Origin of the sequence: Microseira sp. BLCC-F43, from assembly GCF_041929235.1 — a bacterium.
Lineage (GTDB): Bacteria > Cyanobacteriota > Cyanobacteriia > Cyanobacteriales > Aerosakkonemataceae > Microseira.
Window position 1 is genome coordinate 52572 of sequence record NZ_JBHFNP010000036.1, and the last position, 13564, is coordinate 66135.

The 13564-nt window shown below is 46.5% G+C and carries 10 protein-coding genes and 1 pseudogene; 4 read left to right on the forward strand and 7 right to left on the reverse strand.

The features are described 5' to 3' along the window. The first annotated feature begins 302 nt into the window (after nt 1-302). Entirely contained in the window at nt 303-1208 is a 906-nt protein-coding gene (locus ACE1CM_RS05880) for a hypothetical protein (RefSeq protein WP_374876467.1), read from the forward strand. A 621-nt stretch (nt 1209-1829) separates the two neighbouring features. Here ACE1CM_RS05880 and ACE1CM_RS05885 read toward each other — a convergent pair. The 6 genes and pseudogenes from ACE1CM_RS05885 to ACE1CM_RS05910 all read right to left on the reverse strand — a co-directional run. Then, nucleotides 1830-2024: a hypothetical protein gene (locus ACE1CM_RS05885; RefSeq protein WP_374876468.1), complete on the reverse strand. Its 195-nt coding sequence runs from the start codon at nt 2022-2024 to the stop codon at nt 1830-1832. 135 nt (nt 2025-2159) lie between these two features. Beyond that, complete coding sequence (locus ACE1CM_RS05890) at nt 2160-4100, reverse strand: FAD-dependent oxidoreductase (RefSeq protein WP_374876469.1); 1941 nt, start codon at nt 4098-4100, stop codon at nt 2160-2162. A gap of 384 nt (nt 4101-4484) precedes the next feature. Continuing rightward, nucleotides 4485-6059 (reverse strand): NAD(P)H-quinone oxidoreductase subunit N, encoded by a 1575-nt coding sequence (locus ACE1CM_RS05895; protein WP_374876470.1) that lies wholly within the window; start codon nt 6057-6059, stop codon nt 4485-4487. A 222-nt stretch (nt 6060-6281) separates the two neighbouring features. Continuing rightward, complete coding sequence (locus ACE1CM_RS05900; RefSeq protein ID WP_374876471.1) at nt 6282-6701, reverse strand: PIN domain-containing protein; 420 nt, start codon at nt 6699-6701, stop codon at nt 6282-6284. After that, nucleotides 6682-6936, reverse strand: a complete 255-nt coding sequence (locus ACE1CM_RS05905; protein ID WP_374876472.1) for a hypothetical protein — start codon at nt 6934-6936, stop codon at nt 6682-6684. Before ACE1CM_RS05905 ends, ACE1CM_RS05900 begins: the two co-directional genes overlap by 20 nt. A gap of 44 nt (nt 6937-6980) precedes the next feature. Beyond that, a pseudogene (locus tag ACE1CM_RS05910) lies at nt 6981-7433 on the reverse strand (DUF6745 domain-containing protein); the annotation flags it as partial. Between the two features lie 576 nt (nt 7434-8009). Here ACE1CM_RS05910 and topA point away from each other — a divergent pair. After that, complete coding sequence (topA, locus tag ACE1CM_RS05915) at nt 8010-10706, forward strand: type I DNA topoisomerase (RefSeq protein ID WP_374876473.1); 2697 nt, start codon at nt 8010-8012, stop codon at nt 10704-10706. A gap of 304 nt (nt 10707-11010) precedes the next feature. Beyond that, entirely contained in the window at nt 11011-11589 is a 579-nt protein-coding gene (locus ACE1CM_RS05920; protein ID WP_374876474.1) for a Uma2 family endonuclease, read from the forward strand. A gap of 441 nt (nt 11590-12030) precedes the next feature. Here the strand turns inward: ACE1CM_RS05920 and ACE1CM_RS05925 are convergent, their stop codons facing one another. Beyond that, nucleotides 12031-12948 carry a PEP-CTERM sorting domain-containing protein gene (locus tag ACE1CM_RS05925; protein ID WP_374876475.1) on the reverse strand — a complete coding sequence of 306 codons (918 nt, stop codon included), beginning with the start codon at nt 12946-12948 and terminating at the stop codon, nt 12031-12033. 219 nt (nt 12949-13167) lie between these two features. Between ACE1CM_RS05925 and ACE1CM_RS05930 the strand changes: the two genes are divergently transcribed. Next, nucleotides 13168-13512, forward strand: coding sequence for a thioredoxin family protein (locus tag ACE1CM_RS05930; RefSeq protein ID WP_374876476.1), 345 nt, complete (start codon nt 13168-13170; stop codon nt 13510-13512). The last annotated feature ends 52 nt before the right edge of the window (nt 13513-13564 follow it).

Below are 13564 nucleotides of genomic sequence, written 5' to 3' on the forward strand. Positions count from 1 at the left end.
GGATTTTCTACTTCTCCCTTATTATCCAGCTTTTTGTATTTCTGAAGATAGATTGACTAAAAGTTAAATCCGTTCCTTTGGGTAGAAGCTTATCCCGATCTTCCGACAGAAGGCGACATGACTCTAATTATTTTACATTTCTTATAACAAGCAACACGGGTCTTTTTTACCGCTATTTACCTGAAGTTTATAGCGACTAAGTAAAGGGTGCATATTTAAACAAGCTCTAGGGCAAGTGCTGAGATTTTGCCTCTAAACTTTGCTGTTTATTTTTTGCTTCAACCTCAACCAGGAATAAATTCATGAAAAACAATCCACCCGCACAACTGGCGACTTTTTTAGGCAACCTCAGAAACGGTGTTTGGCTGATCGGGATTCCATCTTGGCTATTTGGAGTTACAGATAGAACAATTGCTGCCTTTGCAGATGGATACATATCTGCCATCGAATTAGCTCAATTATTCACAGCGGCATTCTTTTTATTGGGATGGTTATCTTTAAAACCAGAGTCAAGTTTTAATATTAGCGATTTGGGTACAATAGCCAGCTATAAACCGGATTCTGACTTTAGGGAAATAACGCTCTATCGCGAACCAATTAGATTGAAACAGCGGCATATGATTAGCCAAGAATACGTTTTGCCTTTTTCATATGTCTGTCAAATCTATCATTTGTTGAACTTGAAGCATTTAGAACACGTCCACTATTTTAGTTTGGGCAATTTGAGGATAATTCAAGTCACCGATTATCAGCCAACAGAAATAGGGGGAACGATCAAATTTCAAACCGTTTTAGATTCTTCCTTCAATGCTTTGAGAATTTGGCGACAACCGATTGTAGAAGTTATCCTGATTTTGCACAATCCTTACACCGTTGAACTCAACATCCCGGTTTACAACGATAAGCGAATCGTCGTCATGTTTAACGTGGAACCGATAAGCGATAAAGAACACAAGTTGTTTATTGATATTTACAGCGACTTAAACTGGTTTAAACCCTTGTTGCAAATACTCTTACACTTCGCCGCTTGTCTGACACTTTTTGAAGACTTGCCGTACTTGCAAAAACTAGCAGAAAGAACCGAACGCCTAGTTAATTTAAATGCGCTTCCAACTCACGAAACCATGTTACTCTTCAGAAGATTTGTTGAACTTTACGGTTCTTTCGCGAAACCTTCTTTACCAGCTAACACTATTGAATCTACATAAGTTTAGTTGGCAAATATAGAATCCCGGTTTCTTAAAGAAACCGGGATTCTATAGCAGTTTAAAGTCCCCCTTTTCCAGGGGTATCTTCTACAGAACTTACGCAACTTATCTATATGTAGGGTGCGTTAACCCAGTGTAACGCACCATGTCCACTATATCTGGAGTTGCTGCGTAAGTCCTGTATGGTGTTATGGTGCGTTACCCTATCGCTAACGCACCCTACATCTAAAAACTATATGTAGGGTGCGTTAACCCAGTGTAACGCACCATGTCCACTATATCTGGAGTTGCTGCGTAAGTCCTGTATGGTGTTATGGTGCGTTACCCTATCGCTAACGCACCCTACATCTAAAAACTTTGCGTCAGTTATGGTACGTTACTGGAGTTGCTGCGTAATTCCTGTATGGTGTTATAGTGCGTTACCCTATCGCTAACGCACCCTACATCTAAAAACTTTGCATCAGTTATGGTGCGTTACGAAGAAAGCTAACGCACCCTACATCTAAAAACTTTGCGTAAGTCCTGTTCTAGTTAAAGTCCCCCTTGGCAAGGGGTATCTGATAGTTAAAGTCCCCCTTGGCAAGGGGGATTTAGGGGGATCGATTCACAACCATAAAAGTATTACTTGTCCGACCATATAGTCCAGGCAGAATACAAGTCCTCAGTGACAAATCTTTTCCTACCAGAATCTTCAGAAGCGACTAAAACTTTCAGCGTTGTCGTATAACCGCTATCGAGAATTTGGTGTCCGAAACCAATAACTTCACCAATCTCTCCAGTTTTTTGATTGCACAAGTAATCGCCAATGCTAAACATAATTTTGCCTCTTTCACTTGATTTTTTTCAGCGGTTTTTTTATATTTAACCGCAGCTTTAACAATACCTACCTCTGACTTTAGAGTGTTTTTACCTTTACCAAAGTAAGTATGTTGGATTGAGGTGGTATCGCTACTACCAACTAACCCGAAGCCCATGTTTCTTCAAGTGTTGATGCAACTTCGGCATCAACTTTTTCGGCACAATTTCTGCAGGCGTCAAATTTGGTTGAGGTTGCTTAATTAACCACGCCGCAGTCCCCCCCGCCGCCGCGCCGAAAGTCCATTCTCCGTAATGAAGCCGAGTAGCGGCATTAACAATATGACTAACAGCAATACCCTTACCACCAATCAGTAAATTATCAACTCCCTGGGGTATCAAAGCTTCTAAAGGAATGTAGATAGGATGGACAAAATCTTCTTGAACGCCAGCACTAACAGCTTCCCAAGGGTTATGCCAATTGCGGTACATGCAACCCTGAATATCCACATCGTAGTGAGTCACCGCCACAGCAGTCGGATTAAATTTGCGTCCCCCCTGCATATCATTTCTCACATCAGGTTCGCGAATCATAAACTCAGTTTGCCCGTAAGCACTGCGTCCCAAAATTCGCCGTCCTTCCCGGATATAAGGCATCATACTTAAACCGGAAACCGTACCCATTGGCGAATCGGAACCTGATAGCTGGGCGAGGGGAAACTTAGGATTGCTTTGAGTTTCCATCACCCATTCTGAAAATAGCAGCGCCCGTTCTTCTGCGTGGCGCAGCGCACTTAAAGAAAGTCCCCCCATCCAATTTTGATATTGCCCGGTTTGAATCAGCCTTTCCTCAGTCAAAAGCAAGGGAGGATTCATCCAATTCCAGTTATTACCGAACACCCAATTTACCATTGCCATATCCCCCGGTACTGGAGTGCCAGTAAACCGCCCATCGTTTCCCAGACTGACAATGCGCCTATACTTAAAAAAGCTGCGACCTTCAAACATGGAATACCCTTTTAAATAAAATTCCCGGTGATGTTCTCTTCTGGAATATTCCGGTTTAATTTGATTTAAAGTCTTTAAACTTGCCTTGTCATCATTTTTAATTGTAAGTACAAAAGGAAACGTAAATGCCTGCGTACATTCGGGATTACTTTTTGCCGGTGCGTGCTTTTCACCCGTAATTGCCTTTGCTTCCGAACCCAAGCTATAGGGAACCCGCGCCCATGCCATTAACTCGCCCGTATCCGTCGCATCAATCACAATTAACCTTTTCCCTGGAGGTGCTTCTAAACGCAGCGGTACTTTCTCAAATTCCGGATTTGGCGACCAAGAATACCAGTCATCTAATTCTTGGGAGGGGCGACCTTTAGGGACATAATCGGGACTGCGGGGAATGCGTTGCACGGCATAAATCGCCGTAATAAAACGACCTGTAGAATCAAATTCGGCACCTTTAAAAGCAGTAGAAGTTTCCCAACGACTACCGCCTGCAAATTTAACCGATGATTCTAGCAATTGTTTGGCTGCCATTGCCCCTACTTTAGGAGGAAAGCAAAGCCGCCCCACCCAACAACTATTGATATCGTCAACGGCTAATTTTTTAGTTTGTTTAGCCCAAGCAGGCAGTTTAACGGGTTGCTTTCTAATTAATCCCTTAAAATCTTTCCAGTTTTGGGAAAAATTATTCTTGGTCATCATTGTGACCGACTCATCGATGGCAGACACGCCTTGAGAACTAATTTGTCCGCCCAACCAAGGAGTTAATTCAATCAAACAAGTTTTTGCCTTAGATTTCATTGCCACAGATGCTGCTGCAACTCCCCCCAAAGAACCTCCAACTACAATCACTTCGCATTGCCAAACCTGTTTAGCCGTAGGAAGAGGCGATAACTGAGGTCTGCCATTGGGTAACAATTCTAAACTTGTGGTTAAATTCTCCTGGGTTTGCTGTTCATCTTCAGCAGATTTCCAGTTGAGGAGGGAGACTTGCGAACCATTGTTTAAAGCACCCAGTACGAGTGCCGCGCTACCTGCAAACAGAAAGATAAAGGTGAGTATTCGCAAAATTTTTTTTCGGGGTGATTGCTGCATAGTTAGGGAGAGGTAGAAGGACGAGGGAGAGGGGAGTCATTAGACTTCTTGTCTCTTCCTTTTGAGCAAAATTGTTTTTTGGGCAGGCAAGATGCCTACCCCACAAAACAAGGCATCTTCTGTTTGGGCAGGCAAGATGCCTACCCCACAAAACAAGGCAAATGTTAAAAGATAAAAGCAAAAAGTAAGGAGGTTCAACTTTTAATTTTTGCTTTTTTACTTTTCTTGTGGGGTGGGCATCCTGCCTGCCCCAGGTGTTTTGCCAACACGTCTATTCTTCCATGAAAAATTACCAATTACCAATTACCCATTACCATATACCTTGAAAAAAACGCCTGACAGCAAAGTCAGACGTTTTTATCTAATATCCTGCTTACAGACTGATTAATTGCGTTGAGTCTGCTGCAAAACCTGAGTTGTCGAGATTGGCGTTGGGGATTGGACTTGTACGATCGCACTCTGTAACATGGGTGTACGCGCGATCGCACTGTTCGACAAGCTAAACAGCGGGTTCGATAATATACCCGCAATCGAAGTAGCAATTACTGTCAGCACCAAACCGACTTGCAAAGGTCGCATTCCGGGCAAATTCCAGCTAATTTCTGGATAATTCTTGACCGTATCGGACATTTCGTGAGGTTCTTTGACCACCATCATCTTGACGACGCGGATGTAGTAGTAAATCGATACCACGCTTGTCAGTAACCCCAACAGCACTAAGCCGTAGAGTCCAGCTTGCCAACCTGCCCAGAACAGGTAAAGCTTACCAAAGAACCCAGCCAGGGGCGGAATGCCACCCAAGGACAGCAGACAAATACTGAGTCCCAAAGTCAGGAGGGGGTCTTTTTGATACAAACCGGAGTATTCGCTAATTTGGTCGGTTCCCGTCCGCAGGGTGAACAGAATTACGCAAATAAAGCCGCCCAGGTTCATGAATAGGTAAACCAGCATGTAAAATATCATACTGGAGTATCCGGCTTCGGTTCCCGCGATCAAGCCAATCATGACGAAACCAGCTTGGGCGATGGAAGAATAGGCTAACAGCCGTTTCATGCTGGTTTGGGCGAGGGCTACTACGTTACCCAAAATCATGCTGAGGATAGCGAGGGCTGTAAACACAAACCGCCACTCGTCGGCGACTAGGGGGAAAGCGGTGACTAACAAACGGATGGCGAGGGCGAAGCCAGCGGCTTTGGAACCGACGGATAAAAATGCTACAACAGGTGTAGGTGAACCTTCGTAAACGTCTGGCGTCCACTGGTGGAAGGGAACCGCAGAGAGTTTGAAGGCGACGCCCGCGATCGCAAACACTAACGCAATCACCAAACCAAGGGAACCAGTACCGTTAGCGCTGGCGATACCGCGCGCGATCGCCCCTAACTGAGTTTCGCCGCCGGATAATCCGTACAGCAGGGAAACCCCATACAGAAACACCGCCGAACTCGATGCCCCAATCAGCAGGTATTTCAACGCGGCTTCATTCGAGCGAGGGTCGCGCTTGGTGTAACCTGTGAGCAGGTAAGAAGAGATACTCAGCGTCTCCAGGGAAACAAAAATAGTCACCAGTTCATCTGCGCCTGACAGGAACATACCCCCAAGGGTGGCGGTGAGCAAAATTCCGATAAATTCCGCTAGGGAAGTTCCCGTTTGTTCGACATAGCGGATCGACATCAAAATGGTGACGGCAGCAGACAGGGCGATGATACCGCGAAAAACAACGCTGAGGGCATCGCCGTTAAAGCCACCTAAAAACGAGATCGGGTTAGAGATATCCCATTGAAAGTATAGGGCGACAACAGCGGCTAGAAGACCTGCGATCGCTGCGTAGGGTAACCAGCGCGACGCCGTCCGACCGACAATTAAGTCACCCAGTACGACGAAGAGAATCGTTATCAGGACGATACTCTCTGGCAAAATTGTTCCAGCATTCAACTGGGCTGCGAGTTCAGCAAAGCTCATAGAACCTATAAGTATTGGGGATTAGGCATAGAGTCACCGGACACTATTTATAATATTGTGTTCTGGGTTACTTGCGCTCAAGCTGTGTCAGGGAATACGCTTCGTTATATCGTTTCCGTTTGTGCCTGAATGAATAAACCGCTCCAGGCGCAGAGGACGCAGAGGAAGAGAAGAGATTAGTAATTCAGATGCAAACGGATTTGATATTACACCCTTATGCTTCTAAGATCGCCAGTTATCCAGCTTTAAACTATAACCCACAGCTTGAATCCTTTGATAGTGGGATATATTGCCGGTAATTAAGATTAAATCGCGATCGATTGCAGTTGCAGCAATTATAGAATCGGCTAAACCAATTGGTTGTCCCGTGCGTTCCAAATCTCCATAAATACGTCCTGCTAATTCGGCAATAGAAGTGTTTACTGGCAAAACTTCCATTGGGACAAGATCTGCCAAAAACTTGGTAATAGCTGCTTCTTGTTGACGCTTACGCCATCCTTTAATTACTTCCGTAACTGTTACAACCGAGATTGTAAAGTGACTGAAAGCTGCTGTATAAGCAGTTGCCCTAGCGACGACCTGCTGATTTATCCGTTTGCGGCTTTCAGAAAGAATATCCGTATCAAGTAGTGCTTTGTCCAAATTTTTGATTCAATGGGTGTGCGGCTCGATCTCTCATAATATCAGCTAGGATCTCATCTACCAATTCGGCTTCATCCTCCCATCCCCCTATAAGAGGATAATTTGCAGCTTCGGCGATTGAAAATTGCTCAATCGCCGAAGCAATCAGTTCATCCAAGCTACAGTGCTTCCACTTGGTCATCCACTGTGCTTTCTCCAATATTTTTTCGTCCATTTCAATTTCAATTTTGGTCATGTTGCTGATTCTATCTCCATTCCTAGCGATCATTTTAGCATTTTCTAAGTTTGTACCGAAAATTCCTCTGGTTCGATGCCCCAATTTACCCAGCGAATTGCTTCCCTCGCGGATTGCATATCAGGTGGAACGCGCAAAGCGTGAATATGTCCCGTACTGGGACAAGTCATCTTTAACAGATAAATTAACTCACCATCTACTTCTTTATCTATTTTCAATAACGTATATTCCCGCCTAGTATCTAATTCAGTAGCTTGCAATTATTGACAAATTCTACCGTAACCAATTCCTTGAATTAACACTTGCCGCAATTCGGCGTTTTTCTCTGCTAAAATCCATTCAGCTTGCCACTGGTGCGGGTGCAGTTTTCCATATGCTTCGGGTATGGTAACACCGTGGTAGGCATACAGGCTATAGCCATCAGCCAATTGAATTGCGGGCGCGCCTTCTGCGTGGAGTCGCTGTTGGTTATCAAACGAGATGATCCGGGGGCGATCGCTCTCCATTTCTCCACAATAATTGCAATCTGTGCTGCTTGTTTTGGCGTCAATGTTTCCATCTGATGTCACCTCCCGTCTGGTAAGCTTACCCTGCTTGCGTCAACTTTTCCCTGTAAATCATCATTGCTGGTTTTATATTACAGTCATAATACAAAAGCGAGTCTCGTAGGGAGTCGTAGTTAGGGAATCTGAAGAAAAAGTAGAGAGCGATCGCATCGAAGCTTTTCCCGGTATAAAAGAATAAGCTGGGTTAGCGCTACTCGCTCGGTGTGCCAATCTCAAGCAAGCGCATCTCAAGATTTGACACAATCATCAGGAAAAAATCCACGCGCAGCGAATCCAACCGGGCAAACCTCGATCCCCATCCATCAACGCTAAGTTAAAAATTGAGATAGCCTGACAATAAGAGAGCGATGTGCCGACCGCACGAATCCGCGCATCCGCAATGCTGAGCGAACGCGATCGCGCCTCTGGGAAGCACCAGCATCCCTCCCAAGCAACCCACCCTCTTGACAAGTTGCACAAATTCTCTAAATTAGACAAGCTAGCTGAACTGCTATTGTTGAAGTTCCCATGTCAACCCTGGTCATCGTCGAATCACCCACAAAAGCACGTACCATCCGCAACTACCTACCCTCCGATTACCGGGTAGAAGCGTCGATGGGGCACGTGCGCGACCTTCCCTCATCCGCAGATGAAATTCCTCCAGAAGTTAAAGGGGAAAAATGGGCGCAGTTCGGTGTCAATGTAGAGGCTGACTTTGAACCCCTATATATCATCCCCAAGGAAAAAGAGAAAACCGTCAAGCAGCTGAAAGACGCCCTCAAAGACGCTGACGAACTCGTACTAGCAACGGACGAAGACCGGGAAGGGGAAAGCATAAGTTGGCATTTATTGCAAGTGCTAAAACCGAAAGTGCCGATCAAGCGGATGGTATTCCACGAAATCACCCAAGAAGCTATCCGCGACGCCCTGAAGCACTGCCGCACCATCGACGAACAGGTAGTCCGCGCCCAAGAAACGCGGCGCATTTTGGATCGGTTGGTGGGTTATACCCTCTCGCCGCTGTTGTGGAAGAAAATAGCCAGAGGTTTATCCGCAGGGCGGGTGCAGTCGGTAGCAGTACGGTTGTTGGTGAATCGAGAACGTCAGCGCCTCGCTTTCCGTCAGGGGACATACTGGGATTTAAAGGCAACTCTAGAGAAAGAGAAAACGCCATTTGAAGCGCGGTTAATCACCCTGAGAGGGATTAAAGTAGCCACGGGCAGCGATTTTGACGAATCTACCGGACAAATTGCCGCCGGACGCAACGTAGTTTTACTTTCTGAAGCCGATGCATTAGCCTTACAAGAACGGCTAACGGGTAAAACTTGGACAGTGGCGAATATCGAAGAAAGACCGATGACGCGCAAACCTGCCCCGCCGTTTACCACCTCGACACTGCAACAGGAAGCGAACCGGAAATTGGGGTTATCGGCAAAGGATACAATGCGAACCGCGCAAAGTTTGTACGAGCAGGGGTATATTACCTACATGCGTACTGACTCGGTGCATTTATCGGAACAAGCGATCGCCGCCGCCCGCACCTGCGTCGAGCAAATGTACGGCAAAGAATACCTCAGTCCCAAAGCGCGCCAGTACAGCACCAAAAGCAAAGGCGCTCAAGAAGCTCACGAAGCGATTCGCCCCGCCGGTAGCAGCTTCCGCACCCCCCAAGACACCGGACTCAAAGACAGAGAATTCCGGCTTTATGACTTAATTTGGAAACGCACCGTCGCCACCCAAATGGCAGACTCGCGCCAAACCCTGATTAGCGTAGAAATTCAAGTCGAAGATGCCGGTTTCCGTTCCAGCGGTAAGCGCATCAACTTCCCCGGATATCTGCGCGCCTACGTCGAAGGTTCCGACGATCCCAACGCCGCGATCGAAGACCAAGAAGTCATTCTACCGCCATTAAAAGTCGGCGACCATCCCAAGTGTACTGAACTCGAAGCGATCGGTCACGAAACCCAACCCCCCGCCCGCTACACCGAAGCTTCTCTGGTCAAAACCCTAGAAAGCGAAGGCATCGGGCGTCCCAGTACCTACGCCAGCATCATCAGTACCATCGTTGACCGGGGTTACGCCCAAATGAACGGCAACGCCCTCGTTCCCACCTTCACCGCCTTCGCCGTCACAGGATTGCTGGAAAAATACTTCCCCGACTTGGTAGACACCGGGTTTACTTCCCGCATGGAACAAACCCTAGACGACATTGCCACAGGCGAAGTTGACTGGCTGCCTTACTTGCAGAAATTTTATCTCGGCGAGGAGGGTTTAGAAACCCAGGTGAAGGTACAAGAAAGCCAAATTGACGCAACTGTTGCCAGAACTATCGAACTCGAAGGAATAGATGCCAAAATCCGCATCGGTAAATTTGGCCCTTACGTGGAAGCAGAAAACGGCGACGGCGTCGTCACCGCCTCGATTCCCAAAGATTTAACGCCAGCGGACATCAACCCCGAACAAGTAGAAACCATCCTGCGGCAAAAAACCGAAGGCCCCGAAAAGCTAGGAATCCACCCGGAAACTGGGGAACCGATTTACATCCTGTTGGGCAGCTACGGTCATTACATCCAACTCGGCGACGCCCAAGAAGGCAGCAAGAAAAAACCCAAGCGCGCCGGAATACCCAAAAATACCAAAGTCGAGGATGTCACCCTAGAGATGGCACTCGGACTGCTGGCTTTACCCCGCAACCTGGGCGTCCACCCAGCCACCTCCGGCAAAATTCAAGCCGCACTAGGCCCTTACGGCCCCTACGTCGTCCACGACCAAGGCAAGGAAGGGGGGAAAGATTATCGCTCGCTCAAAGCCACCGATGATGTATTGACAATTACCCTCGAACGTGCTTTAGAGTTGCTTTCTCAGCAGAAGACCGGACGCGGCGGCGGTCGCAGCAAGACAAAGGAAGCATTGCGCGAACTGGGCAATCATCCAGAAGATGGAGAGCCAGTGAATATATACGATGGCCCCTATGGCCCTTATATCAAGCACGGCAAAACCAATGCTTCCATCCCAGAAGGCGAATCGGTCGAAGCGGTGACCCTGGAGAGGGCACTGGAACTGCTAGCTGCTAAGGCTTCTACGGCGAAGTCTACCAAATCTAGTACCAAGTCGAGTAAATCAACCACCACCAAAAAATCAACAACCTCGCAAGCCAAGACGACTAAAACTGCTGCGAGTAAAACCACAACTAAAACCACTGCTACCAAGAAAAAAACATCTTAGGTAATGGGTAATTGGTAATTGGGAAAAAGCAGATTTCAGATTGCGGATTTCAGATTTTAATTCAATCAAATATACAATCTGAAATCCCCAATCTAAAATTACGCATTACCTACTACCATTGCCGAGGGATGTAATATTATGTCCGCTGGCATCGGCATCGCGCGCGGGGCGGGTTTATCAACACAATTCGCTTGGTATCAAAGGTGGAGGGTTTTACCCGCCCCTACTATAAACAACCTTTGCTATCGGACATGATATAAATAGCAACTTACGTTAAGTATTTGAAATACTGGAGAGAAGTATTATGACTGCTTACACTATTAACTTTGAGCCTGTTTGTAAAATGACTGACGAGCAATTTTATCAGCTTTGTCGAAAGAATCCAGAAATTAAATTTGAACGCAATGCTAAAGGGGAGATCGTTATAATGTCACCCACAGGAGGAGAAACAGGAAATCAAAATATTGAAATAGCAGGAGATTTTGTGATTTGGAATCGCCAGGAGAAACTTGGTAAATTGTTTGATTCTTCTAGCTGTTTTAAACTCCCAAATGGAGCCAATCGTTCTCCCGATATTTCTTGGGTTAAACAAGAAAGATGGGATACTCTGACTCTGGAAGAAAAACGCAAATTTCCGCCGATTCCCCCAGATTTTGTGTTGGAGTTAATGTCGCCAACTGATAGCTTGAAGGAAACACAAGCCAAAATGCAAGAATACATGGAAAATGGGGTTAAACTTGGTTGGTTAATTGACCCCAAAACCCGCCGAGTTGAAATTTATCGCCAAGGACAACCCGTGGAAGTGTTGGAATCTCCAACTGAATTATCGGGAGAAGATGTTTTGCCGGGTTTTGTACTGAACTTGCAAGTTGTTTGGGGATAATAACGTAAGTTGCTAGTTATATCAGGAGGCGCTGGTAATTGGTAATTGGTAATTGGTAATTGTCAGAATTCCAGCACCTATGAATCTCATTACCCATTAGCTATTACCTATTACCACCCCCAAATCTGATAACTAGCAACTTGGGTTAATAGCGATCGCATGAATTACCCATATCGAGGCCATCACCAAAGTTTCTTCGGATCAACCGGATTTCTGTGAAAAATCGTTGAGCAACACAACATTGTTGTGGGGGCACGGCATTCAAAAAACTTTGCTCTTAGCGACAAAATTTACTCATGCCTTGCCCCTACAGAAAACAAGATCGACGAAAAACCCAGTTTCTAGCAGGAAGTTACCCCAGGACGCGGGCTAACTGCCGATTAAATAACCGCGTGCAGGGAAAATCCCGCACGTGGTTTCGGATCAAAAGCGGCTGCTATCCTAAGCTTTCTGTTGCTGCTTGCGTTTGGGCACCCAATTGACACCAAACGCACCAAACGCCAACAAACCTAACATCGAAGAAGGTTCGGGTATGCTTGTTTGAGGCCGTGGAACAACAACATTATGCAGCCCGACGACATAGGTAATATCTGGGTCAAACTGAGTGTCAGTAAATGTTGCGCTTCCAGGCACACCAGTCTGGGGAGTATATTGACCCCCTAGGAAACCCTGACCATCTTGTCCGGTGACCCGATCTGTTGCGATCGCGTTGCTGATGCGAATAGCGTCAATGGCATCGCCGTCACCAAGGCCAAAATCCCTCAAATCGAAAAGTGTGACAAATGCAAACAGATCGGGGTTATAGGCGGCGGTGAATTTGTAGAGGAAATTGGTAAAGTTGGTTTCACCCTGTTTGCGAATGGCTACGGCAAAAGGTTCCGGTTTGCCTAAACTACCGCTTTCGTAAATTGCCAAGTCATTGCCGGTTTGATTTTGCAGTAAAGAGCCCCCCCAGTTTAGCTCGATGGTTGATCGATTGGTGGGATTCCCCAGCTCTACCGAGGTCTTGTCCTCAACGAAACCAAGTACTGAAGCCACGGTGCTAGCTGGATTTACTGGAAAGTAGGTATAAAACCCGGAGGCGCTTTCCCTTCCGGAGACGAATGAACCGGATGTTACCGCGTTGGCTTCATTACCAACCAATGTAACCGCAGTAGCAGATTGTGACGATGTAGCGCAGGAAACAGCGGTGAGGACACCCAAGGCTAAGCTGAGTCGATTTTGGCTGTTTTTGGTGGTAGATGTTTTCATAAAGCTTATAGCTTCCAGTAGATAACGGTGATAGGACAACTCCAGGTGCGTCATGCGATCGCTCGATAGATCGGGCATCTCGCTCAGGGTTCTGTAGCTCGATAACATCCCGACCAATAGAAGCGATCAATAGCTTGATTAATCCTGACGGCAAACCTGTAGATATGTTCTGGGAATGGAACTTAGCACAGGCTCCCTGTTATCCTCATCGGTAATTTTAGCTAAATTGCCAACCCCAAACCGGCGCTATGGCTTGTACTGGCTCAGGTTGATGTACTGTAGTAAATATCAGGGAACTTCAACCCCGGATACACTTAACCCTGATATATGACCGTCGATGGGTGTGCCATGAGCAGCGTGATTTCGATCGGTGATTCTGAGTTTGAAACCGAAGTCCTGAAAGCAACACAGCCGGTGTTAGTGTACTTTTGGGCGTCTTGGTGCGGGCCTTGCCGACTGATGACGCCAATTATGAACACGGCAGCGCAAACCTACGGCGATCGCCTCAAGGTTGTCAAAATGGAAGTCGATCCAAACCCAGTTACCGTCGCGCAGTACAAGGTGGAGGGCGTTCCCGCACTGAGACTGTTTAAAAACGGTGAATTAGTTGGATCGGTTGAAGGTATCGATAGCAAGCAAAAAGTAACCAGCTTGCTCGAAACTAACTTGTGAATCGGTAATGGGTAATGGGTAATTGCAGATTTAAAATTTCAGATTTCAGATT

What these genes read in the sequence shown, in the direction of transcription:
- ACE1CM_RS05880 (WP_374876467.1), top strand. Translation starts at nt 303, where the DNA reads ATGAAAAACAATCCACCCGCACAACTGGCGACTTTTTTAGGCAACCTC.
- ACE1CM_RS05885 (WP_374876468.1), bottom strand. Translation starts at nt 2,024, where the DNA reads ATGTTTAGCATTGGCGATTACTTGTGCAATCAAAAAACTGGAGAGATT.
- ACE1CM_RS05890 (WP_374876469.1), bottom strand. Translation starts at nt 4,100, where the DNA reads ATGCAGCAATCACCCCGAAAAAAAATTTTGCGAATACTCACCTTTATC.
- ACE1CM_RS05895 (WP_374876470.1), bottom strand. Translation starts at nt 6,059, where the DNA reads ATGAGCTTTGCTGAACTCGCAGCCCAGTTGAATGCTGGAACAATTTTG.
- ACE1CM_RS05905 (WP_374876472.1), bottom strand. Translation starts at nt 6,936, where the DNA reads ATGACCAAAATTGAAATTGAAATGGACGAAAAAATATTGGAGAAAGCA.
- topA (WP_374876473.1), top strand. Translation starts at nt 8,010, where the DNA reads ATGTCAACCCTGGTCATCGTCGAATCACCCACAAAAGCACGTACCATC.
- ACE1CM_RS05920 (WP_374876474.1), top strand. Translation starts at nt 11,011, where the DNA reads ATGACTGCTTACACTATTAACTTTGAGCCTGTTTGTAAAATGACTGAC.
- ACE1CM_RS05925 (WP_374876475.1), bottom strand. Translation starts at nt 12,948, where the DNA reads ATGTTATCGAGCTACAGAACCCTGAGCGAGATGCCCGATCTATCGAGC.
- ACE1CM_RS05930 (WP_374876476.1), top strand. Translation starts at nt 13,168, where the DNA reads ATGACCGTCGATGGGTGTGCCATGAGCAGCGTGATTTCGATCGGTGAT.